The sequence below is a fragment of the Duganella violaceipulchra genome, from assembly GCF_019166075.1.
In the GTDB taxonomy this organism is placed as follows: Bacteria; Pseudomonadota; Gammaproteobacteria; order Burkholderiales; family Burkholderiaceae_D; genus Rugamonas; species Rugamonas violaceipulchra.
Genome location: NZ_JAHTGR010000008.1, coordinates 211325 through 234796, shown reverse-complemented (window position 1 = coordinate 234796; position 23472 = coordinate 211325). Strand labels below are relative to the sequence as shown.

Here is a 23472-nt window from a genome sequence, read left to right as displayed (position 1 = left end):
TTCACTTACAAGCTCTCCAGATTGCTTACATGTTGGCTAGCGCACGGAATTGCAGGGCATGCGGGCATACTCTGTTCGAATGGGAGACGCTCTTAAAACCTACCAGTCCAAGCGTAACTTCGCGCTCACGCCCGAGCCGGCCGAAGGCGGCGAGGAGGGCAAAGGCGCGCTGGCCTTCGTCATTCAAAAGCACTGGGCCAGCCGCCTGCATTACGATTTCCGGCTGGAGCTCGATGGCGTCATGTTGAGTTGGGCCGTGCCCAAGGGCCCCAGCTACGACACGCGCGACAAGCGCATGGCCGTGCATGTGGAAGACCATCCGATTTCCTACAACGATTTCGAAGGCACGATCCCGCCCAAACAATACGGCGCGGGCAAGGTGATCATCTGGGATCGCGGCGTGTGGCGGCCGCTGGGCGATCCGCGCAAGGCGCTGGCGGAGGGCAGCCTGAAGTTTGAAATGGTGGGGCACAAGATGCACGGCCGCTGGGCGCTGGTACGCATGAAGGGCAGGGGCGAGAAGCAGGAGCCGTGGCTGCTCATCAAGGAGAAGGACGACTACGCGCGACCCGCCGATGAGTTCAGCGTGGTGGATGAGATGCCGGATAGCGTCAAGGCGATGCCGGTAGCCGCCTTGCCGGAAACGCTGTCGCCGCAACTGGCCACGCTGGTGGATGCGCCGCCGTCCTCGCCCGAAGACTGGCTATTCGAAATCAAGTTCGATGGCTACCGCCTGCTGGCGCGCATCGACGGCAAGGACATCCGCCTGTTCACCCGCAATGGCAACGATTGGACGCATCGCCTGCAAAACCTGCGCGACGCCCTCGCCAGGATGAAACTGCCGCCCGGCTGGTACGACGGCGAAATCGTGGTCCACGACGACAACGGCCGTCCGGACTTCGGCCTGCTGCAAAACGCCTTCGACGAAAACAAGCCCGCCGATATCGTCTACTTCCTGTTCGACATTCCGTTCCACGACGGCCGCGATCTGCGCCAAGCGCCGCTGGAGCAGCGCCGCGCCATGCTGCAAGCGCTGCTCGACAACAAGCCGTCCGACACCATCCGCTTCAGCGCCGCGCTGGACGCGACGCCGCAGCAGATGATCGCGGCCGCATGCAGCATGGGCCTGGAGGGCATCATCGGCAAGCGCCGCGACAGCGGCTACACCTCGCGCCGCAGCGGCAGCTGGATCAAGCTCAAATGCGGCCAGCGGCAGGAGTTTGTCATCGGCGGCTACACCGAGCCGCAGGGCTCGCGCAGCGGTTTCGGCTCGCTGCTGCTGGGTACCTACGACAAGGACGGCAAGCTGCAATATGCGGGCAACGTCGGCAGCGGCTTCAACGCCGGCACGCTGCGAGACATCAAGAATAAAATGGACAAGCTGGCGGCCGACAAAAGTCCGTTCGCGCCCAATCGCGACATCGACAGGAAAGCCCACTGGGTCAAGCCGGCGCTGGTGGCGGAAGTGAGTTTCGGCGAGTGGACGCATTCGGGCTCGATCCGTCACGCCGTCTTCAAAGGTCTGCGCAAGGACAAGAAGGCCGACGCCATCGTCCGTGAAGTCGCGGCCCATCTCAAGGAGCAAGCAACCATGCAGCCAGCAAGCACAGTGCAGGGCAAGCTGCCCGCCACACTCAAGATCAGCAATCCCGATCGCGTGATCGACCAGCAGAGCGGCGCCACCAAGATCACGCTGGTGCGCTACTACGCGCTGGTCGGCGCATTGATACTGCCGCACCTGAAGGGCCGCCCGGTCTCGCTGGTGCGCGCGCCGGCCGGCGTTGGCGGCGAATTGTTTTTCCAGAAGCACGCCGAAATTGGCAAGCTGCCCGGCGTTAAACATCTCGATCCGAAGCTCGATCCCGATCACCCACCGATGCTGGAAATCGCCACCGAACGGGGCTTGCTGTCGGCCGCGCAGTGGAACGTGGTGGAGCTGCACACGCAAAACGCCAACGCCTCCAGCTACGAAAAGCCCAACCGCATGGTGTTCGATCTCGACCCCGGCAAGGGCGTCACCTGGCCGCAAGTGCAGGAGGCGGCGCAGCTGATGCGCGCCTTCCTCGACCAACTGGGCCTGCCGGCCTTCCTGAAGACCAGCGGCGGCAAGGGACTGCACGTGGTGGTGCCGGTGCGGCCGGGGTATGGCTGGGATGAGGTCAAGGCGTTTTCGCAGGCCATCGTGGCCCACATGGCGGAGCATATTCCGGAGCGTTTCGTCCTGAAGAGCGGGCCGCGCAACCGGGTGGGGAAAATATTCATCGACTATCTGCGCAACGGGCGGGGCGCCACCACGGTGGCCGCGTGGTCGGCGCGCAGCCGGCCGGGCCTGGGCATTTCCGTGCCGCTGGCGTGGGAGGAACTGGACGGCCTGCATGGCGCCGACCGATGGACCGTCGCCAACGTCCACACGCGGCTCGATGTCGGCAATGCGCCCTGGGACGCCTACGAGCACGCCGCCAAGGGGCTGGCCCCGGCGATGAAAGTCATGGGCTTCAAGCCCGGCGCGGCTTGAATGTTTTTATGGTGAAATTATTATTCTCTCTTGACAACATGTGTTATGAATGTTTTAATGGCGTCTTGATACTTGATTCAGGACCCTCCAGATGAAAAAGCTGCCCATTTTGTTAGCCGGTATGACCTTGTTCGGCTCCGCCCAAGCGACCGTCTATCAATTTGATTTCACAGCCAAAATCCAGGAAATGGTCGAGTTTTCGCCGCAGACCTTCAGCGGCGGCGCAGTGGCCTCCAGCAGCCTGTCGGGCAGCACCGTGTCGGTGGGCGATCAGCTCACCGGTCATTTCAGCTACGACACCGCGACCGGCGTGTTCAGCCACTTTGGCGGCAGCACCATGTATTCCGCGCCCGCGGCCCAGAATAGCCTGGACGCCAGCATCGGCGGCGCCAGCATCAGCCTGGGCAACGCGAACTACAGCAGCACCAATGTGCAAGTCGCCAACAACTCCGCAGCCCTCGGTGGCGCGGACAGCTTCGGCATCGCCAACGTGTCGGCCAATGCCTACGCTTCGCAGATGATGGCGGTGAGCTTCTTCGACAAATCCGGCCTGGCCCTGAGCGCGTCGACCATGCCGGATCAGCTGGACTTCGCCAGCTTTGGCCAGTCGAGCTTTTACTACACCTACTCCTCCAACGCGACCCACGCGATGATGGGCGCGAACGGCGCCCTGACGTCGGTGACGGTCACGCCAATGCCGGCTCCCGTGCCTGAGCCGGAAACCTACGTCATGCTGCTGGCCGGCCTGGCGGCACTGGCCTGGAAAACGCGTCGCCGTTAATGCGCCGCGCCGGCGCGCGCGCGGGATGGGCTGCGCGCGGCAGGCCGCCTGGCCGTGGTTTTCGTCTTGGGCGTACCGCCGGTTTTCGCCGGCCGCTTGCCCAGGCTGTCCTGCAGCAGCGCCACCAGATCCACCACGTTCGACGACTTCGCCGACCTGGCCTCCGGCTCGGCGGCGGTGATGGTCTTGGTCTGGCCCGCCTTCACCTTCTTCTTCACCAGTGCCAGCACGTCGTCCTTGTAGGTGTCGTGATACTGCTCCGGTTTCCACTCCTCGCTCATGCCTTCGACTAGCGACAGCGCCATCTGCAGCTCCTTGTCGCTGATGCCGGCTGCCTTCATGGTGGCTGGCGGCAGCTTCAATTCTTCCGCGCTGCGGATCTCGGCCGCATAGCGCAGCGTGTTCAAGACGATCTTGTTGTCGACGCAGACCAGGGCGCACAAGTGCTGCTTGGTGCGCATCACCACCGTGGCGATGCCGATCTTGCCGGCCTTGCGCAGCGTCTCGCGCAGCAACGCGTACACCTTGGCGCCGCCGCGCGTCGGCGCCAGGTAGTAGGGCTGTTCGTAGTGGGGCAGCGGCACCTCGGCGGCGTCGACGAAGGCCTGGATGTCGATCGTTCCGGTGGCCTCGGGATTGGCGCGCTTCAGGTCCTCGTCGGACAGCACCACATACTCGTGGTCCTCGTATTCATAGCCTTTGACGATATCGTCCCAGGTCACTTCCTTGCCGGTGTTCTTGTTGTAGCGCTTGTAGCCGACCGGCGAAAAGTCGCGCCGGTCCAGCATCGTCAGGTCCAGCTCGTGCTCCTGCACGGCCGAATACAGCTCGACCGGAATGTGCACCAGCCCGAAGCTGATCGCCCCTTTCCACAACGCGCGCGCCGCCATGGCCTACTCGCCGACGCTGCCGGTCATCGGCAGCACGATCCCGGTGATGTAGCTGGAGCAGCAGGGCGCCGCCAGGAACACATAGGCCGGGGACAGCTCTTGCGGTTGCGCGGGCCGCTGCATGTCGGTGTCGGCGCCGAACTGCGCCACCTGGTCGGCCGGCGCGTCGGCGGGATTCAGCGGCGTCCACACCGGTCCGGGCGCGATGGCGTTGACGCGGATGCCGTGCTCCAGCAGGTTGGACGCCAGCGACATCGTGAACGCGTGGATCGCGCCCTTGGTGGTCGAATAATCCAGCAGGTGCTTCGAGCCTTTCAGGCCCGTGACCGAGCCGGTATTGATGATGGCCGCGCCGCGCTTGAGGTAGGGCAGCACCGCCTTGGCCATGTGGAAGTAGCCATAGACGTTGGTCTTCATGGTCAGGTCGAAGCGCTCCTCGGTCAGGTCGGTCAGCTTTTCGGCGTGTTCCTGGAAGGCGGCGTTGTTGACCAGGATGTCGAGCCGGCCGAAGCGCTCGTGCACCTGCTCGGCGGCGTTGCGGCAGAAGGCGGCGTCGCGCACATCGCCCGGCAGCAGCATGCAGCTCTGGCCTTCCGCCTCCACATAGCGCTTGGTGTCGTTGGCGTCCTCATGCTCGTTGAGGTAGATGATGGCCACGTCGGCCCCTTCGCGCGCGTACAGCACCGCCACCGCGCGGCCGATGCCGGAATCGCCGCCGGTGACGATGGCCACCATGCCGGCCAGCTTGCCGCTGCCGCAGTAGTCGGGCGCGAGGAATTCCGGCTTGAGCTGCATCTCGGCCTCGAGCCCCGGCTTTTCCAGGTGCTGGGCCGGCAGCGGCGTGCCGGGGTAGTCGTGCTGAGTCGTTTGCACCGGACCCTGGCGGTCGCCGATCTGGTTGGCGCGCGTTTCCTGCTTGCCGCGCTGGTCCGACTGGTCCTGCTGTTGCTGGATCTCGCGCTGCATGTTGGCCGCGTCCGGATCCGATTGATTCTTGGTGTTTGCCATGGCATCCTCCTTGGAGTACACAGTATTTGCGGCTATGTGTCCTGTGACGGTGCGCTCGTTCACACATATGCGGCAAAACCGCGACGCCAATTAGTTTCCTTGGGAAATAGTCTAGTCTTTAATGCAAAAAATATTGCTATTTATGAACTTTATGGCACACTAGTGCGGGGATGTATTTTTTTACACTAAAAAGCATGCGTAGGAGCGATATGATGGCGGACAGGACCACTAGCGTAGGTGTCTTTTTTAACGCCGCAGGCGAGCGGCGCGCGGAGTTCCAGGCCTGCTGCGGAGAGCTGTTCTCCCAGCTGACCATGGCGGAGCACGTCGACGCCACGGCCACTGCCCTTGGCAAACGCCACGTGGACCTGCTGGTGCTGGACCTGAACGGCTACGAGCAGCTGAGCGAGCTGGCCGGCGTCGGCGCGCTGATACGGGGCCGCGCCGGTGCGCCGGTGCTGGTGCTGTGCGCCTACGAGCACAGCGCGTGGCTGCCGGAGCTGATGACCTACGGCCAGTTCGACTACCGCATCTGCCCGGTGCTCAGCGACGAGTTGCAGCAGGCCGTGCAGCTGGCGCTGGCGGTGCCGGCCGATGCTGCCGCCGCCTTGCAGCAAACCTTGCTGGACAAGGAAAAGGAATTGCGCGACCTGCTGGGCGTGCAGCGCAGCCTGCAGCGCGCGCTGAGCGGCATCGACACCATCGAATCGATGTCGGCGCAGATTTGCCTGGCGCTGTGCAATTTCCCCGGCGTGCGCCATACCGCCGTGCTGCACATGAAGGAGCGGGGCGACCTGCAACTGGTGGCGCAGGAATCGCGCAACCACCTGGACCTGGGGCGCCTGCTGCAACGGCGCGACCGCCTGCTGCAATCGCCGCTGCGCGACGTGTTCCCGCCGTTGCTGGCGGTGTCGCGCGGCGAGATGGTGCTGCTCGATGCGCCGGAAAAAGCCGGCGACCCGGAACTGGCGATGATGCTGCACGACCGCTGCGTGCGCATGGTGCTGGCGCTGCCGTTGCGCGCCGAACCGGGCGGCTCGGAACTGGGCGCGATCTGCCTGATGTTCGACCGCCACATCACCTTCTCGCGCGAGCAGTTCGCCTGCTTCGCCAGCCTGGCGCAGTTTGTCAGCTTCGGCCTGGGCATGAGCGAATTGAAGCACCGGAATGAAGAGCTGTCCGGCCAGATCACGCTGATGAGCACCATCGACAGCGTCACCGGCGCCGCCAACCGGCGCGCCGGCGAGGACATGCTGGACAACGAAATCCGCCGTGCGCGCCGTTACGGCCTGCCGCTGGCGGTGCTGTCGTTCGATGTCGCCAGCTTCCAGTCTGAAAACGATTTATACGGTTCTCCGGTCGGCGCGCCCACGCTGCGCGCGGTGGCCGACGTGGTCAAAGGCCGGCTGCGCACCTCGGACCTGCTGGCGCGCATGCGCGGCGAAGAGTTCCTGATCATCGCCACCCACACCGTGGCGGCCGATGCCATGCGGCTGGCGGAAAAACTGCGCGGCGCGATCGCCGAAGCGGACCTGCCGAACAGCGGTGACGTGGTGATCAGCCTGGGCGTGGCCCAGGTGGGGGCGGACGAGGGCGGGGCCACCGTCCTTGACCGGCTCGATGCGGCGCTGCACCGCGCCAAGCGCGTGGGCCGTAACTGCATCGAGCTGGCGCAATAAGTCTAGCGCCGCGGCTGGCCGAACCATCGCGCCGTGGCATGGGCGGCTTCCGCTTCGGCGGCGGACGTTTCGCCGGCCCAGGCGACAATGCCGTCCGGCCGCACCAGGATGGCGCTCAAGCCCAGACTGTCCTTGACCTGGGCGGCGACATAGGAGACACGGTCGCTCCAGCGGCCGGCCAGCGCCTGCCAAGGCTGGCGGATGTCGTCAAAGTCCAGCAGCAGGCCATGGCCCTTGCCTGGCAGTTCACCCAGCTTCCTGCCATCTACCAGCTCGAAATCGGGAGCGCTGCGGCCCACCAGCGGATGGCTGCCGCCCATGTCGTAGCGCAGGGCGATGCCCCACACGCGCTCGGCGAAATAGGTCGCGCCGTCGCGCGTACCGATCAGGTCCCGGATGATGGCCTCGAGCGCGCGTGCGTGCGGGCTTGGCCGCATCAGCGCCACCTGCGCGCGCGACCAGTCCAGCACCTGCGCACCGACCGGATGCCGCTCGCTGGTGTAGCTGTCGAGCAGGCCGGCCGGCGCGTCGCCGCGTATGGTGGCCGCAAGCTTCCATCCCAGGTTCATGGCGTCGCCCAGCCCCAGGTTGAGCCCCTGGCCGCCCAGCGGCGAGTGGATGTGTGCGGCGTCGCCGGCCAGTAAAACCCGTCCTTTGCGGTAAGCGCTGGCCTGGCAGGCGCGGTCGGTCCAGGTGGTGGCCAGTTCCAGCCCTGTCAGCGTGACGTCGGTGCAGGAGACGCGGCGTAAGACCGCCTGCACCTGCTCCAGTGTGATCGGCTGTGTGCGGTGGAAGGCGCCGCCGTCGAATTCGACCATCGCTATCGTGCCTGGCCGTGACTGGAAATACATGCCCGTCGGCGTGTAGTGGCGGCCGGCGGCCAGCTTCTCGGGATCGGCGATGTCGACCTGCACTGAGTAGCCAGTGAATTCGGGATCGGTGCCGGCGAACTCAAAGCCCAGCGCCTTGCGCACCGTGCTGCGGCCGCCGTCGCAAGCGACCAGCCAGCGCGCGCGGATGGTGTCGCCGCCGGCCTGGATGGTCACTACATCTTCCGACTGCGCGACTTCGTCGACGCCGATGCCGCGCCTGATCTCGACGCCCACTGCGGCGGCGCGCGCGGCCAGCGAGGTTTCGATGTGTTCCATGTCGGCCGCCATAGTGGTGTCGGCCGGACCGGGCAGGTGATACGGCCATTTCGACGTATCGATGTTGGCGTCATCGAACGGGATGCCGGCGAAATGGCCGGCCTGACGGCGCGGCTGCGGCGCGCCGGGCGCTATCCCCGCGATGTCCGCCAGCAGGCCGCGGCGATAGAAGGCTTCGACGCTGGGCACCGACAGGCCGCGCATGCCGAACGGCAGCCGCTTCAAGGGATTGCACGGGTTTTCGGCCCGCTCCAGCACCAGCACGGGGATACCGGCGAGACCAAGCTCGCAGGCGAGAAACAGGCCGACCGGACCCGCGCCGGCAATGACGACGTCATAAATCAAGGGAACTCCTTCGGCGCAAAGGCGCCAAATTGGTCAGACAAAAAAGGGAAGGGACACTGGCGATCAGTGTCAATCAACCCGCCGGACACAGAACGGCTTGCCGCCCTTGCGGCGGCGTTGTGTCAAGCGGGTAGGCTCAAGGTGTGAGCAGTGGGGGAGGGCAACCTCAATTGGTGGCGGTGCTGATTGCACCAGCGCGATACTGGATAAAAAACCGCCGGGTGTCAAGCGGCCGGCGTGAATTTCTCCAGCACCGTCGCGATGCCCTGGCCGCCGCCGATGCACTGGGCGGCCAGCGCGTAGCGGCCGCCGGTGCGCGCCAGCAGCGCCGCCGCCTTGCCGGTGATGCGCGCGCCGGTGGCGCCCAGCGGATGGCCGATGGCCATGCCGCCGCCATCGATATTCAGCACCTCCGGACGTATCCCCAGCTCGCGCACGCAGGCCAGCGCCTGCGAGGCGAAGGCCTCGTTGATCTCCGCCACATCGATGTCGCTCGCTTGCAGGCCGGCCAGCTTCAGCGCCTTGCGCGTCGCCGGAATCGGACCGATGCCCATCAGCGACGGATCGCAGCCCACCGCAGCCATCGAGACAATGCGCGCGCTGGGCGTCAGGCCGTGCTTGCGGGCGAATTCCTCGCTGGTGACCAGCACCGCCGAAGCGCCGTCGGTCAGCGGCGACGAGGTGCCCGCCGTGACCACGCCATGCTCGGGATCGAACACCGGCTTCAACGCGGCCAGCGCTTCGACCGTGGTGGCGGGGCGGATGCAGCCGTCTTCGGCCACCACCTCGCCGGCGGCGGTGGTGACCGGCACGATTTCATCCTTCAACAGACCGGCGGCGCGGGCGCTGGCCGCCTTCTGGTGCGACTGGAAGGCCAGCAGTTCCTGGTCGGCGCGCGACACCTCGTATTTGCGGGCGACGTTTTCTGCGGTGTCGCCCATGCTGATGTAGGCGTCGGTTTCCGCCAGCAGCCGCGGGTTGGGTGAGAAGTTGTAGCCGCCCTGCGGCACCATCGTCATCGATTCGACGCCGACGCACAGGTAAGCCTCGCCCAGGCCGGCCTCGATCTGCGCGGCGGCGATGTGGATGGCCGACATCGACGAGCCGCAGAAGCGGTTGATCGTCATGCCCGGCACCTCGTGCGGAAAACCGGCCAGCAGCGAGACGATGCGCGCCAGGTTGTTGCCCTGCGAGGATTCCGGGTAGGCGCAGCCGAGGATCACGTCGTCCAATAATTTGGGGTCCAGGCCGGTGCGCTGCATCAGGCCCCGCACGACCTGGGCCCCCAGCTCGTCGGGACGGACTTCGGCCAGCTTGCCCTTGCGGGAGAAGTGGAAGGGGGAGCGGGCATAGGCGCTAATCACTGCTTTCATGGTGGAACTCCTTTTAATGATGATCGTAATGATTGATATATTACGCTCGTCATGTATGATGTCAATAGGGATGTCATGAAGGAGATCGCCATGAAAGTCAGCAGGGAACAGGTAGCGCTCAACCGCGAGCGCATCGTTGAAACAGCGGCGCGGCTGTTCCGCGAAAAAGGCTACGACGGCATCGGCGTGGCCGATCTGATGAAGAGTGCCGGCCTGACGCACGGCGGCTTCTACGGCCATTTCGCCTCCAAGGAAGACTTGCTGGCCGAAGCCGCCGCGCATGCGCTGAAAAAATCGGTGCAGCGCTGGGAAGGCTATCTGGCCGAGGGGCGCGACACGGCGCTGGAGAAAATCAGCGACGGCTACCTGACCCGGCAGCATTGCGAGCATCCGGAAAAAGGCTGCTCGGTCACCGCGCTGGGCGCCGACATCGCACGCCTCGGGCCCAAGGCGCGCCACGCGCTGACCGAAGGCGCAAGCGGGCAGATGGCGGTGCTGGAACAGCTGATGCCGGGCGCCGATCCGGCGGCGCGGCGCAGGCAGGCACTGGCCACTTATGCCTCGATGGTCGGCGCCATCGTGCTGGCGCGCGCCGTCGACGACGAACAGCTGTCTGCGGAAATCCTGCAGGCAGTGCAGCAATCGCTGCCTGCAGGAACCTAGCTTGACCCCACGTCGCCAGGGCCGCCGCGTCAGAAGCGGTGGCGCATGCCGACCTGGATGCCTTTGCTGGCCTCGCCCGGCTTGGAGGTAAATCCGCCCGAGGCGCTGGCGGCGCCGATCGCGTACTGACCATCGCCCTGATTCCTGATGTAGGCCGCCACCAGGTACAAATCGGTGCGCTTGGACAGGTTGTGGTCGTAGCCCAGTGCGAACTGGGTGGCTTCGCTGCCGGACGCGGTCCTGTCGTGCTGGCGCGCCACCGAAGCCATGATCCGCCCGGCGCCGCGCTGGTAGTGGAGGCCGATCTGGGTGCTGACGGCGTCAAGGAAGAAGGTGCGTGCGAGCGTGCGGTGCAGTTCGCCCGACAGCACCGGACCGAGGGCCGGGCCGAAGGCGGCGAAGGTGGGGGCCAGGGCGGCGTCGGCGTACAGGATGATCACCGAGTTTTCGTTGCGCTGCTGGTGGTAACCGGCGAACAGCTTCCAGTCGCCGAGCTTGTAGGAACCGCCCAGCGTGGTGGTGATCAGGCCGGGATTGCCGAGTTGATCGGTGCCATGGTTGTAGCCGAGGCCGAGATCCAGCCCCTTCGCCCGATAGAACAGGTTGGCGCCCCAGGAGCGCTTGTCCATGCCGATGTAGCCCGAGTTCTCGGTGCCGTACATCAGCGCGGCACTGACGCCGTTCGGCGATTGCACCCGGTATTGTAGCGATTTGTCGGAACGGATCGCCACGCCCGCAGTCAGCAAGCCGCCGCTGCCGCCGACGATGCCGCCCCAGCCGCCGGCTGTGCCGGTTTCGAACACGTCGGCGTTGGCCAGCACTTCGTAGTCGGGCGTGTACATCCGTCCAAGCAGGACGGCGCCGACCGGCGTCACCAGGCCCACCATCGACGTGCGGTCGAAGATGGCGCCGTTGAGGTTGACGTTGACCGCGGGCTGTAGCGCGCTGCGCACGCCAGCCAGCAATTTGGCCGCGGTGGCTGCGCCGCCGGCGGCGGCCGGTACGGGGAAGTTCAAGCCCTTGGTCAGGGCGTAACCCTGGTTGCTGGACAAATTGCCCGCCTGATTGCTGCCATTGTCGAGCTGGACGCGCATCTCGAGGTTGAAGACGGCCTTGTAGCCGCCTCCCAAGTCTTCCGTACCCTTGAATCCCAGCCGGGAGCCGTCGGCGATGCCGCTGACCACTTTGGTCCGGGCGTCGTTGCCGCCGTTGTTGACGTACATTAAGCCGGCGTCGGCGATCCCGTAGATCACGACGGATGACTGGGCCAGGGCGGGGGCGGCGCAACATGCCGCGATCATACCGGCTAGTAATTTTGTTTTCATAAGTCTCCAATTGTTGTTTGTTTTTGTACTTTATCTTTAAGATCGAACGTTCGTGCTATTTAGAACGTTTCCTCAATATGCCAGTGCTGTCGGCACTTGTACAGAACGCCGCGCGTGGCGAGAAATTTGGAGTTGCAAAAGAGACACAAGCGCGTTTTGCGATCGTGACTGTGCTTGGTCTTATGCGATTTTCGTATATGAAAGAATAAAAAACGTCTAAGGCTGGGCCGCACTGTGTCCGATGACGTAGACTGGCGGTATTTCTGGTTTCGTGGACGAACACATGCTGCATTGGTTGAAGAACTACCGGCGCGAACTGCTGGCCGGCGACATTTCCGCCGGCCTGGTGGTGGCGATGATGATGATCCCGCAGGGCACCGCCTACGCACTGGTGGCGGGCCTGCCGCCGGTGGTCGGGATTTACGCCAGCATCCTGCCGCCGATTATCTACGCGCTGTTCGGCAGCAGCATGACGCAGTCAGTGGGGCCGATGGCCATCATCTCGCTGATGACGGCCACCGTCATCGGCCCGCTGGCGCCGGCCGGCTCCTCGCTGGCCGCGGTGCTGGCGGCGCAGCTGGCGCTGATCTCCGGCGCGGCGCTGCTGCTGTGCGGCGTGCTGCGCATGGGCTTCCTGGCCAACTTCTTTTCCCGTCCCGTGATGAGCGGCTTTACCGTCGGCTCGGCGCTGGTGATCGCCTACGACCAGCTGCATACCCTGCTCGGCGCCGAACTGCCGCAGGTGCACATGCCGAGCGCCGTGATGGGCGTGGGGGCGCTGTTGTTGCTGGTGCTGTCCAAGCAGTACCTGGCCGGCCTGCTGAAGCGCTGCGGCATGCACCCGGCGGTGGCCGATATCGCCGCCAAGCTGGCGCCGATGGTGGTGGTATTGGCCGGCATCGTGCTGATGGCCACCACCGGCCTGGCCGATATGGGCGTGCGCACCACCGGCGCCATCCCCGGCGGCCTGCCGCATTTGAACCTGGCCAGCTCCAGCGCGCACTGGAAGCCGCTGCTGCAACCGGGCATGCTGATCGGTTTTATCATCTTCCTGATGTCGATGTCGGCGGCGCAGTCGCTGGCGCTCAAGCGCAGCGAGAAGCTGGTCAGCAACCATGAGCTGATCGGCCTGGGCGCGGCCAACGTCGCCAGCGCGCTGACCGGCGGCTTCCCCGTCACCGGAAGCCTGTCGCGCTCCGCCGTCAATTTCGCCGCCGGCGCCAACACGCCGCTGGCCAGCCTGATCACCGCCACGCTGCTGGCTTGCGCGCTGCTGGCGCCCACCGGCTGGCTGGCGCTGCTGCCACTGCCGGTGCTGGCCGCGACCATCATCGTCGCCGTGCTCGGCCTGCTGGAACTGGACATCGTGCGCACCGCCTGGCAGTACGACCGCGGCGACGTGCTGGCCTGGGGCGCGACCTGTCTGGGCGTGCTGGTGCTGGGCGTGGAGGCGGGCGTGGTGATCGGCGTGGCACTGTCGATGGGCACCCTGATCTGGCGCGCCAGCCGGCCGCACATCGCGGTGCTGGGCCGCATCGCCGGCACCGAACATTTCCGCAATATCGAACGCTATCCGGCCGAAACCCAGCCGGAGCTGCTGATGCTGCGCATCGACGCCAATCTGTTCTTTGGCAATATGGAAGCGGTGGTCGAGCGCATCGAGTGCGAGCTGTCCACCCACGCCAGCGCGCGCCACCTGGTGCTGGTGATGACGGCGGTCAGCTCGATCGACACCACCGCGCTGTACGCGCTGTCGGAGCTGAACCAGGGGCTGAAACGGCGCGCCATCGGCCTGCACCTGGCCGAAGTGAAGGGGCCGGTGCTGGACCGCCTGCGCAACAGCGCGCTGCTACGCGAGCTGAACGGACAGCTGTTCCTGAGCACGGCCATCGCCTGCGACCATTTACATACCGTCAAGGATGTTGCTTGAATGTGTAAAAACTTGCTGTTCCTGTAATTAAATCCTTTTGGGCAATAAAATGCATGGACTTCAGGTCGGTTTGCTCCTATGATTTAAGGCGAAGATGTAAAGTTCCAAGCGCAGACTAACCTCAAAGAATGGTTTTCCGATGTTGGACCGACTTGCTCGCCGTGCAGGAAGAGTATCAATTGCCGTGTTCGTCAGCGTCACGCTGACTGCCGTGGTGACGCTGGTATTGACCACGTTTGCGCTGTACTTCTACCAGGTGGAGCGCGCCCAACGCTGGGAGCAGCTGCACAAGACGCTGGCCAACAGCGCCGAGGAACTGGCCGCCGCCGTGGCGCTGCCGGCCTGGAACTTCGACGAGACCCAGATCGTCACCATCATGAAGAGCGGCTTGAGCAACCGCGACCTGTACGCCAGCGCGGTCGCGCCGGTGGCCAGCAACCATCCCTTCATCATCACCCGCAACGACCAGGCGCAACTGATCGCCACCAACAGCATGCCGGACAATCCCGAGCTGCTGTCGGAACGGCGCGCCATCGTCGCCGGCGGTCAGAACATCGGCGTCATCACCGTGTACGCCTCACCGGCCGGCCTGATCGAGCAGCTGCGCCAGCGCCTGTACACCATCGGCGGCATGATCTTCGTGCTGGACGTGACGCTGGTGCTGAGCCTGTACCTGCTGCTGTGGCAGCTGATCCTCAAGCCGCTGACCACCATCGAGCGCTACGCCGCCAACGTCAAGGCCGGCCAGAATCCGGGCGCCTTGCCGCCCAGCGACTGGTTCTTCGGCGAGCTGAAAACCCTGAACGGCTCGATCCGCGAGATGGTGCGCCTGATGGACAGCCGCTTTGTCGCCATGCACGCCAGCGAGGAGCGGCTGCAGATCGCCAGCAGCGCGGCGGCGATCGGCATCTGGGACTGGAACATCCCCAGCGACGAAGTGGTGTGGGACGAGCAGATGTACCGCCTGCACGGCGTCGAGGGCCGCAAGGTGGCGCGGCCGTTCGAACTGTGGCGCAGCATGATGCATCCGGACGACGCCATCCCCACCGAGGCGCTGCTGCGCCAGGCGCTGGAAGGCCGGGCCGAGTTCGACGTCGAGTTCCGCGTGGTCTGGGCCGACGGCTCGGTGCACCATATCAAGGGCGACGCCATGATCTTCCGCGACGCCGACGGCCAGCCGGCGCGCATGGTCGGCGTCAACTACGACGTCACCGCCAGCCGCGTGGCCGAGCAGGAACTGCGCCGCCACCGCATCCACCTGGAAGACCTGGTGGCCGAGCGCACCAACGCGCTGTCGGTCGCGGTGCTGCAGGCGCAGGCCGCCAATCAGGCCAAGAGCATCTTCCTGGCCAATATGAGCCACGAGCTGCGCACGCCGCTCAATTCCGTGATCGGCTTCTCGCGCCTGATGGCGGACTCCAAGAACATGCTGCCGGAAGAGAAGCGCAATCTGGCCATCATCCACCGCTCCGGCCAGCACCTGCTCACGCTGATCAACGACATCCTGGAGCTGTCCAAGATCGAGGCCGGCCGCGCCGTGCTGCAGACCGAGGTGGTGGGCCTGGACGACATGCTGCAGGAAGTGATGGACATGGTCAGCATGCGCGCCGGCCAGACCGGCGTCGAGCTGGAACTGGACGCCGCCGGCCTGCCCGCCGGCGCCCGCGTGGACGGCACCAAGCTGCGCCAGGTGTTGCTCAACCTGATGTCGAACGCGGTCAAGTTCACGGGGCAGGGCAAGGTCACGCTGCGGGTGCGCGGCGACATGCGCAACATCCTCAATGGCGGCCGCTGCGAGCTGGAATTTGCCGTCATCGACAACGGTCCCGGCATTTCGCCAGCCGACCAGGCGCGCATTTTCGAACCCTTCATCCAGGCAGAGGGGCCGGGCGCGCAGGAAGGCACGGGCCTGGGCCTGACCATTTCGCGCGAATTCGTGCAGCTGATGGGCGGCGAGCTGACGGTCCAATCGACCCCCGGCGCCGGCGCCACCTTCCGTTTCGCCATCCCGGTGCAGGTGGCCGACGGCGTGCCGCTCGACGGTGAAGACGATGAAGTGACGGCGCTGGCGGCGCCGCAGCGCGGCCGCCGCATCCTGGTGGCCGACGACAACGCCGACGGCTGCGCGCTGCTGGAGAACCTGCTCAAGCCGCTGGGCTTCGACGTGGCGGTGGTGGGCGATGGCGCCCAGGCGCTGGCGATGGTCGATGTCTGGCGCCCGGACCTGGTGTTCATGGACTGGCGCATGCCGGCGCTGGACGGCTTGAGCGCGACGCGCCAGATCCGCGCCAACGCCGCCGGCCCGCAGCCGAAGGTGGTGGTGCTGACCGCGTCCGCCTTTGCCGAGGAGCGGGAAGAGGCGCTGGGCGCTGGCGCCGATGAATTCATGCGCAAGCCGGTGGAACAGGACCAGCTGTATGCGGTGCTGGAGCAGCAGCTGGGCGTGCAGTTCCAGCGCCGCCACCACAGCGCGCGCCTGCCGTTGCCGCCGCCGCTGTCGCGCGACGACCTGGGCCTGCTGGAGCCGGCGCTGCGCCACCAGCTGAAAACCGCCTTGCAAGAGCTGAACCTGGCGCGCGTGGCGCTGTTGCTGGCGCCCCTGCCGGAGGAATTGGGAGAGGTGGTCGAACGCATCGAGCACATGATACGGCTGCATCAGTACCCGCAATTGTGCGGATTGCTGGACGAGGCGGGGAATGAGCTGGAAGCACAAGCCTGACGGGTATATCATAGTGGCAGTCAAATATGGCAGCAAACCAGGCGAAAGAGCATTACATGCATCGGGATTTGTCGGAACAACACACCAAGGGCGAAGTGCTGATCGTGGAGGACACGCCGGCCTCGCTCAAACTGCTGAGCGACCTGCTGACGGAAGCGGGCTACTACGTGCGCCAGGCGCCCAACGGCGAACTGGCCCTGTGGACCGCGCAGTCACGCCCGCCGGAGCTGATCCTGCTCGACGTGCGCATGCCCGGCATCGACGGCTTCGAGGTGTGCCGCCGCCTGAAAGCGTCGCCGGAACTGTGCCAGGTGCCGGTGATCTTCCTGTCGGCCCAGCATGACACCGACGACAAGGTGCGCGGCTTCGCGCTGGGCGCGGTCGACTTCATCGCCAAGCCGTTCCAGGCCGAGGAAATCCTGGCCCGCACCGACGCCCACGTGCGGCTGGGCCGCGCCCAGCAGGCGCTGGCGGCCGAACGCGCCTTGCTGGAGGAGCGCGTGATCGAGCGCACCACCGAGCTGGCCGCGCTGGCCGCGTCGCTGGAAAAGGAAGTCGAGCAGCGCCGCGCCAACGAAGAATTCATGCGCCTCTCCAGCCAGGTGTTCGAGGCGACCCAGGACGCCATCGTCGTCACCGACGGCGATGCGCGCATCGTCGCCACCAATCCCGCCTTCACCCAGATCTCCGGCTACAGCGCGGAAGAGGTGGTGGGGCAGAGCGTGGCGCTGCTGCACGCCGGCGAGCCGGACGCCAAGTCCTTCGAGCTGATGGCGCAGTCGATCGCCAAGACCGGCCACTGGTCGGGCGAGATCCTGGCGCGCCGCAAGAACGGCGACACCTATCCGGGCCTGCTGAGCGCCTCGGTGGTCAAGGACGAGCAGGGCCACGTGATCAACCACGTGGCGGTGTTCATGGACCTGACCGAGCGCAAGGCCGAGCAGCACCTGATCGATTTCCTGTCCAATCACGACGCCCTGACCGGCCTGCCGAACCGCCTGCTGGCGCGCCAGCGCTTCGAGCAGACGCTGGCCGCGGCCAAGCGCGAGCACCGCTGCGTGGCCGTCATGTGCCTGGACCTGGACCGCTTCAAGAGCATCAACGACTCCTACGGCCACGACGTCGGCGACAAGGCGCTGCAGGTGGTGTCGAAGTTCCTGACCGAGACCGTGCGCGAGGGCGACATCGTCACCCGCCAGGGCGGCGACGAGTTCCAGATCATCGTGCCGGACGACGCCGCGCTGGGCGCGACGATGGCGCTGGCGCAGAAGATCCTGGGCGGCCTGCGCAAGGAGCTGATGATCGACGGCCAGCAGATCACCGTCACCTCCAGCATCGGCATCGCCGTCAGCCTGACCGACGGCGACAGCTTCGATGAGCTGGTGCGCAACGGCGACACGGCGCTGTTCCGCGCCAAGGAGATCGGCCGCGACAACTACGCCTTCTTCACCGAGCGCATGGACGCCGAGATCCGCGACAAGCTGGCGATCCAGGGCCAGCTGCGCGGCGCCATCGCGCGCGACGAATTCGAGGTGCACTACCAGCCGCAAATGTGTTTGAAGACCGGCGCCATGCTGGGCGCGGAAGCGCTGCTGCGTTGGGATAACGCGGTGCTGGGCAAGGTGCCGCCGAACCGCTTCATCCCGCTGGCCGAGGAATACGGGCTGGTGAACTCAATCGGCGAATGGGTGCTGGAGAGCGTGTGCGCGCAGATCAAGGTGTGGCACGACCAGGGGCTGGGCGACATCAAGGTGTCGGTCAACCTGGCGGCCGGCCAGTTCGCCAACGACGCCACGGTGCCGTATGTTGAAAGCACGCTGCGCAAATTCGGCGTCGCGCCAGCGTACCTGGGCCTGGAAATCACCGAGGGCACGGTGATGGGCGATCCGGACAAGGCGGTGGCGGCGCTGCGCCGCCTAAAGGACATCGGCGTCAGCGTTTCGCTGGACGACTTCGGCACCGGCTATTCCAGCTTGAGCTATCTGAAACGCTTCCCGATCGATGTGCTGAAGATCGACAAATCCTTCGTCGATGACGTGACCACCAACGCCAACGACGCCGCCATTGCGCTGTCGGTGATCTCGCTGGCGCACAACCTGAACATGCGCGTGATCGCCGAGGGTGTGGAAACGCGCGAGCAGGTGCAGTTCCTGACCGAACGCGGTTGCGACGAGATGCAGGGCTACTTCTTCAGCCGTCCCGTCAGCGCGGAAGCCTTCACCGCGCTGCTGCGCGAACACCGTAACTTGTTGGACATGTAATCAACCCTTCCCCTGGAGTGTTATGGAAAAGAAGTTCAGCGCCGCCATTGCCGGCGCATGCATGCTGTTAGCCGCAGTCACCGTCACCGCAGCCGCTCATGCCGATCCGGCGCCGGCCATCAAGCCCGGCCCCGCCGACGCGCAGTTCAAAGCCATCTACACCCAGGAGTGGAAGTGGCGTATCAGCCAGAAACAGGAAGAGGAAGAAGACGACGACAACGGCGTCTCCGCGTCGCTGCCGCGCATCGACGCCGCCACCCAGGCCAAGCGCCTGGCGTATTGGCAGGCCGTGATGAAGAAACTGGACGGCATCTCGCAGGACAAGCTGTCGGCGCCGGAGCGCATCAACTACCAGGTCTACAAGACGCAGATCGCCGCGCTGATCGCCGGCCAGGTGTTCCGCGAATACGAGAAGCCGCTCAACGCCGATTCGGCCTTCTGGTCCAACATGGCGTCCGGCGCGCGCAAGCCGTTGACCAATGAAAAGCAGTTCCACGACTATCTGAAGCAGCTGGCCGAGACGCCGCGCTACTTCAACGAAGAGATGGACAATATGCGCGCCGGCCTGGCGCGCGGCTTCACGCCGCCCAAGGTCACGCTGATCGGCCGCGATGCGTCGATCACCTCCGTCACCGACGCCAAGACGCCGCAGGACACGGTGTTCTACCTGCCGTTCAAGACCATGCCGGCCACCATGCCGGCGGCGCAGCAGGAAGCGCTGCGCGCCGAGGGCGTGAAGGCGATCCAGGCCTACGTGCTGCCGGCGTATGCCAAGCTGCTCAAGTTCATGCGCGAAGAGTATGTGCCGAAGGCGCGCGAGGCGCTGGCGGCCGAGAGCCTGCCGGACGGTAAGGCTTACTACCAGTCGAAGATCGTCGAGTTCACCACCACCACGATGAGCGCGGACCAGATCCACAAGATCGGCCTGAGCGAAATGGCCAAGATCCGCGCCGAGATGCACGACGTGATCAAGCAGACCGGCTTTGAAGGCGACCTGCCGGCTTTCCTGCAGTTCCTGCGCACCGATGCGCGCTTCTACGCCAAGACGCCGGAAGAGCTGCTGATGCGCTCCGCCTGGGTGGCCAAGAAGTTCGACGCCAAGGTCGGCCAGTACTTCGGCTACCTGCCGCGCCGCCGCTTCGCCGTGATCCCGGTGCCGGACGACCAGGCGCCGTTCTACACCTCGGGCCGCGGCGGTCCGGGCGTCTACCTGGTCAACACCTACAACCTGCCGGCGCGCGCGCTGTACTCGATGCCGGCGCTGACGCTGCACGAATCGGCGCCGGGCCACGCCTTCCAGATGCCGGTGGCGATGGAGCAGAAGGGCCGTCCGCCGTTCCGCAACGCCTATATCTCGGCGTATGGCGAGGGCTGGGCGCTGTACTCGGAGCGGCTGGGCGTGGAGATGGGCATGTACGAAACGCCGTATGAGGTGTTCGGCATGTTGAGCTACCAGGCCTGGCGCGCGTCGCGGCTGGTGGTCGACACGGGCATCCACAGCAAGGGCTGGACCCGCAAGCAGGCGCAGGACTACCTGCACGACAACACCGCGCTGTCCGACCACGAGATCGAGACGGAAGTGGACCGCTACATTTCGTGGCCGGGCCAGGCGCTGTCCTACTACCTGGGCGAGATGAGCATCATCAACGCGCGCAAGAAGGCCGAGGCGGCGCTGGGCGCCAAGTTCGACGTCCGCGCCTTCCACGACACGGTGCTGCAACTGGGCTCCGTGCCGCTGCCGGTGCTGGAGGCGCGCATCGACCTGTTCATCGCCGAAGGCGGCAAGAGCCCCTATCCAAACCAGGACTAGGTTTATCGATCCTCGCTTGCCCATGCAACGGCTTCCAGCAGCCGTTGCAGTTTGACTGCGCGATTCGCGTTGACCATCTTTACGTGCGAAATCCTGCCTGCCAGGTGGGCGCGGAAGTCCGGATGGTGATCGCGGTTCTGGGACGCAGGGCCGTGCCGCACGCAGTTCGTCAGCATGGCTTTCAACTTGTCGTATTCGTCGCGGGCGATGTTGGGATGGGCGTTGACCACAACGCCGGTCAACTGCTGGCGGGTTCCTTCGCGCATCAGGCGCGTCTTGCGGGTGTTGATGCGGAAGCCCTCCTCAAACGCAATCGCGGCAACCTGGATATGGAAGCGTTCCGCGGCGCGCGCAAAATCGCGATCGCCGGAAAATGCCAGGTCATCTGCGTAGCGGCTGTACGTCGCGCCCAGCGATTGCGCCAGCGCTTCCAGCCGCATGTCGAGACGGTAGGCGCACAGATTGGCCAGCGCGGGCGAGCAGGGGGAGCCTTGCGGCAGGTGGGGTGACCTCAAGGCCTGGCGCTCGGCCCATGGGAGCGAACCGGCTTCTTTAAAAACGCCTTGCGGTGCGCGGTTCACGCAAATGCGTGCCAGTGTTCCGGCCACTGCCGGCGGGTAGTCCAGTTTTTCGAACAGCGCATGGATGCGCGCGAGTTGTATGCTCGGGAAAAAATCCTTCAGATCCATGCGGACGACGGCAGGCCGGCCGGTATGCAGCGCCGCGTGGGTGACGCAGGAATGTCCGCGCCGGAAGCCGTGGGCGGCGGGGTGCGGCGGCAGCCGATCGAGCAGGTGGCGCAGTATCTTTTGCTGCACGACGCGCAGGCGCGCCTTGGGAATCTCGATCAGGCGCAGGCCGCCGCTGCGTTTTGGCACCCATCGGTAGTGGTAGTGCTGCAGGCGCGATTGCTGGTCGCCCGCCAGACGCCATTGGTCGGCGAACCAGGCGAGCGCGCCGACCGGTTCATCCAGCCGGGCTGCCAGGGCGCCGACCGAGGGCAGTTGCGGCAGCGCGAGCGCGGCGATCCATGCGGCCTGCGGCGGTCGGATAGGCGGCTCGGTGCAATAGCGCCGGACTTCCGGTAATTCCGTGATGTCCTCGTCGTTCTCGATGAGTTGCAGGAAAATGTGGGCAATCTCGTGCCGGCTAAAATAATGGAAGTTGTCGCCCGTCCGTTCGATGAGCGCTGCGCAAATCCTGGGCGCCCAGAGCGGCGACATATTGAAAACGCGGCCGCATGCCGCGATCAGGCTGTCCTGATTGGCGTCCGATGCCAGCATCGTATCGGCCAGCGCCAACACGGTAAGTTTTTCGATATGCATGCGTAGTGAAAGGGGCGGAGAGCCTTCAACGAGTCTCGTGATGCGTGAGCTATCTTGCGTGGTAGCGCAATGCGGCTCATGCGGCGAAGTGCTGAACATTTAAAATCCCACGGGGTAGCCCCGTAGAGGCTGTCCCTGCACGCGGCAAAGACAGGCCGGCTTGAAGGACCCGCCCCGCCCACACGGTAACGGAGTTTTAATTAAAAATCAACAGTGGATGCAAGCTAACCGATCGGTAATTCGAGCGTGACAATGCGTGTATTTCCGCACGACGGCGGGTGTGTAGAATCGCGGCCCTACAATAACCACCTTCTTCAGGCAGCACGTTGAAAAAATCGATACTCGCAGTAGCCATCGCCGGCGCCTTGCTGGCGCATACGTCCATCCACGCCGTCGAGCAGGCACCGCCTTCCCAGGCCGTGTCGCCAGCGCCGGCCGCGCCGGTCAAATCCTCCTTCATCACGACCATCGCTGAAGCAGCCCATGAGTTGACCGATGCGATGGGCCAGCAGCACGACATGGCGAAGCAGTTGGAAATCTATTCGAAGTTTGAGTTCTCGCCGGCGATGCGGCTCAAGCTGAAAGACATCTTCGGCACCGAACGGCCGTTCCCGGTCCAGCGCATCAACGGCCCGAAGGGCCAAGTCACCTATGCGGCGAAAATGAAGGCGCACGGCTACCTCGATGAAAACGCCACGGCGTTTTCGTGGGCCGACCTTGACGTCAAGAGTGTCGTCAGCAAAGGCGGAACCGTGGTCGATACCAGCGGGACCTGGCCTTTGTTGTCCATCGTCGGCGCCACGGTCAGCTGCACGATTGAAAAATCCAGCATGGACTTCAAGCACACGCGCGCGAAGAACGGCCTTTGGTACGGCGCGGGCGGACTCAAGACCGGCTCCGTGGTGATGCGCGCCGTCACGCCTGGCACGGCGGGAGCCAAGGAAATCTTCCGCGTCGAAGGTTTCGCCACCGGCGCCAGCACCACGCTGCACGGCAAGCTGGTCGACCTGTCTTCCGGCGTGTCGATCAAGAATATCGTTTTTGGCGATGACCGCGTCGAGCGCGTCAACCTTGGCGTGCGCATGGTGAACATGCCCGCACAAGCGATGGCCGATCTGGATCGCGATTTGAGGCATGCGCATGGCAGCGGCCTGGCGCCGGATGCCCAGGCCGAGGTGGTGTTGACGACCATGAAGACGTTCGGCAAGAACGCACTGGCGGCCGGCGCCAGCGTAGTGATCGACGATATCAGCGCCAGCTATCACGGCAACACGGCCTCGATCAAAGGTCGCGTCGATTTCGATAAAGTGGTGGACGCCGATTTCAGCGCGCCGATAGAACTGATCAAGAAGTTGATCGCCCGTTTCGAGGTGCGCCTGCCAGTCGCCATGGTGAACGACGTTTCGCGCATGATGGCGGCCAAGCAGGTGGACCCTACGACGCCCGACGTCGCCGGGCAGATCGATGTGAGCGCCAAGAACATCGCCGGCCTGGTCATCGGCAAACTGGTGAACGAGGGCTTTGCCGTGATGGAGAAGGGCGAACTGCGTTCGACCATCGAGATCAAGGGCGGCAAGCTGACCTTCAACGGCAAGGTGGTGGCGCTGCCAGGTATGCCGGATGGTGATCTGGTGCAGGTCTATCAACGCAGGCAGCTGCAGCCTGCCGCTACTCCGGCAGCGGCCCCTGTCCAGCAGTAA

15 protein-coding genes are annotated in these 23472 nt (G+C 65.0%); 9 read left to right on the top strand and 6 right to left on the bottom strand.

The genetic code is table 11. The annotated features are described in order from the left end of the window. Positions 1-79: 79 nt before the first annotated feature. Positions 80-2515 carry a DNA ligase D gene (gene ligD, locus KVP70_RS16880; RefSeq protein WP_217943367.1) on the top strand — a complete coding sequence of 812 codons (2436 nt, stop codon included), beginning with the start codon at positions 80-82 and terminating at the stop codon, positions 2513-2515. A 91-nt stretch (positions 2516-2606) separates the two neighbouring features. Then, positions 2607-3296, top strand: a complete 690-nt coding sequence (locus KVP70_RS16875) for a PEP-CTERM sorting domain-containing protein (RefSeq protein ID WP_229224872.1) — start codon at positions 2607-2609, stop codon at positions 3294-3296. Here the strand turns inward: KVP70_RS16875 and ku are convergent. Both ku and KVP70_RS16865 read right to left on the bottom strand, forming a co-directional pair. Continuing rightward, the gene (gene ku / locus KVP70_RS16870) at positions 3293-4186 is read right to left on the bottom strand and encodes a non-homologous end joining protein Ku (protein ID WP_217943366.1); all 894 of its coding nucleotides are present in this window, start codon (positions 4184-4186) and stop codon (positions 3293-3295) included. The genes KVP70_RS16875 and ku overlap by 4 nt on opposite strands. Before the next feature lie 3 nt (positions 4187-4189). After that, positions 4190-5194: an SDR family oxidoreductase gene (locus tag KVP70_RS16865; protein ID WP_217943365.1), complete on the bottom strand. Its 1005-nt coding sequence runs from the start codon at positions 5192-5194 to the stop codon at positions 4190-4192. Between the two features lie 209 nt (positions 5195-5403). Between KVP70_RS16865 and KVP70_RS16860 the strand changes: the two genes are divergently transcribed. Next, positions 5404-6873: a GGDEF domain-containing protein gene (locus KVP70_RS16860; RefSeq protein ID WP_229224871.1), complete on the top strand. Its 1470-nt coding sequence runs from the start codon at positions 5404-5406 to the stop codon at positions 6871-6873. A gap of 2 nt (positions 6874-6875) precedes the next feature. Here KVP70_RS16860 and KVP70_RS16855 read toward each other — a convergent pair whose 3' ends face one another. Beyond that, positions 6876-8366, bottom strand: coding sequence for an FAD-dependent monooxygenase (locus KVP70_RS16855; RefSeq protein ID WP_217943364.1), 1491 nt, complete (start codon positions 8364-8366; stop codon positions 6876-6878). 224 nt (positions 8367-8590) lie between these two features. Next, positions 8591-9739, bottom strand: coding sequence for a thiolase family protein (locus KVP70_RS16850; RefSeq protein WP_217943363.1), 1149 nt, complete (start codon positions 9737-9739; stop codon positions 8591-8593). A 90-nt stretch (positions 9740-9829) separates the two neighbouring features. Here KVP70_RS16850 and KVP70_RS16845 point away from each other — a divergent pair, with 90 nt between their 5' ends. Further along, positions 9830-10402, top strand: a complete 573-nt coding sequence (locus KVP70_RS16845; protein ID WP_217943362.1) for a TetR/AcrR family transcriptional regulator — start codon at positions 9830-9832, stop codon at positions 10400-10402. 29 nt (positions 10403-10431) lie between these two features. Here KVP70_RS16845 and KVP70_RS16840 read toward each other — a convergent pair whose 3' ends face one another. Continuing rightward, a complete protein-coding gene (locus KVP70_RS16840; protein ID WP_229224870.1) occupies positions 10432-11727 on the bottom strand; it encodes a porin in 1296 nt (431 codons plus the stop codon). Positions 11728-12010: 283 nt separating this feature from the next. On the opposite strand from KVP70_RS16840, the gene KVP70_RS16835 reads away from it, so the two are divergent. From KVP70_RS16835 to KVP70_RS16820, 4 genes are all read left to right on the top strand, one after another. Continuing rightward, positions 12011-13657, top strand: a complete 1647-nt coding sequence (locus KVP70_RS16835; RefSeq protein WP_217943361.1) for a SulP family inorganic anion transporter — start codon at positions 12011-12013, stop codon at positions 13655-13657. Between the two features lie 184 nt (positions 13658-13841). After that, positions 13842-16376: an ATP-binding protein gene (locus KVP70_RS16830; protein ID WP_262311765.1), complete on the top strand. Its 2535-nt coding sequence runs from the start codon at positions 13842-13844 to the stop codon at positions 16374-16376. 56 nt (positions 16377-16432) lie between these two features. Continuing rightward, the gene (locus tag KVP70_RS16825) at positions 16433-18637 is read left to right on the top strand and encodes a two-component system response regulator (RefSeq protein ID WP_217943359.1); all 2205 of its coding nucleotides are present in this window, start codon (positions 16433-16435) and stop codon (positions 18635-18637) included. Between the two features lie 22 nt (positions 18638-18659). Continuing rightward, on the top strand, positions 18660-20447 hold the full coding sequence (locus tag KVP70_RS16820) for a DUF885 domain-containing protein (protein WP_217943358.1): 1788 nt from the start codon (positions 18660-18662) through the stop codon (positions 20445-20447). 2 nt (positions 20448-20449) lie between these two features. On the opposite strand, the gene KVP70_RS16815 is transcribed toward KVP70_RS16820, so the two are convergent. Continuing rightward, positions 20450-21772: a reverse transcriptase family protein gene (locus tag KVP70_RS16815; protein WP_217943357.1), complete on the bottom strand. Its 1323-nt coding sequence runs from the start codon at positions 21770-21772 to the stop codon at positions 20450-20452. A 326-nt stretch (positions 21773-22098) separates the two neighbouring features. Here KVP70_RS16815 and KVP70_RS16810 point away from each other — a divergent pair, with 326 nt between their 5' ends. Beyond that, positions 22099-23472: a DUF945 family protein gene (locus tag KVP70_RS16810; protein ID WP_217943356.1), complete on the top strand. Its 1374-nt coding sequence runs from the start codon at positions 22099-22101 to the stop codon at positions 23470-23472.

Coding starts and splice junctions, on each gene's coding strand:
- KVP70_RS16875 (WP_229224872.1), top strand. CDS start 2,607: ATGAAAAAGCTGCCCATTTTGTTAGCCGGTATGACCTTGTTCGGCTCC.
- KVP70_RS16840 (WP_229224870.1), bottom strand. CDS start 11,727: ATGAAAACAAAATTACTAGCCGGTATGATCGCGGCATGTTGCGCCGCC.
- KVP70_RS16860 (WP_229224871.1), top strand. CDS start 5,404: ATGATGGCGGACAGGACCACTAGCGTAGGTGTCTTTTTTAACGCCGCA.
- KVP70_RS16845 (WP_217943362.1), top strand. CDS start 9,830: ATGAAAGTCAGCAGGGAACAGGTAGCGCTCAACCGCGAGCGCATCGTT.
- KVP70_RS16825 (WP_217943359.1), top strand. CDS start 16,433: ATGCATCGGGATTTGTCGGAACAACACACCAAGGGCGAAGTGCTGATC.
- ku (WP_217943366.1), bottom strand. CDS start 4,186: ATGGCGGCGCGCGCGTTGTGGAAAGGGGCGATCAGCTTCGGGCTGGTG.
- KVP70_RS16865 (WP_217943365.1), bottom strand. CDS start 5,194: ATGGCAAACACCAAGAATCAATCGGATCCGGACGCGGCCAACATGCAG.
- KVP70_RS16815 (WP_217943357.1), bottom strand. CDS start 21,772: ATGCATATCGAAAAACTTACCGTGTTGGCGCTGGCCGATACGATGCTG.
- KVP70_RS16820 (WP_217943358.1), top strand. CDS start 18,660: ATGGAAAAGAAGTTCAGCGCCGCCATTGCCGGCGCATGCATGCTGTTA.
- ligD (WP_217943367.1), top strand. CDS start 80: ATGGGAGACGCTCTTAAAACCTACCAGTCCAAGCGTAACTTCGCGCTC.
- KVP70_RS16850 (WP_217943363.1), bottom strand. CDS start 9,739: ATGAAAGCAGTGATTAGCGCCTATGCCCGCTCCCCCTTCCACTTCTCC.
- KVP70_RS16835 (WP_217943361.1), top strand. CDS start 12,011: ATGCTGCATTGGTTGAAGAACTACCGGCGCGAACTGCTGGCCGGCGAC.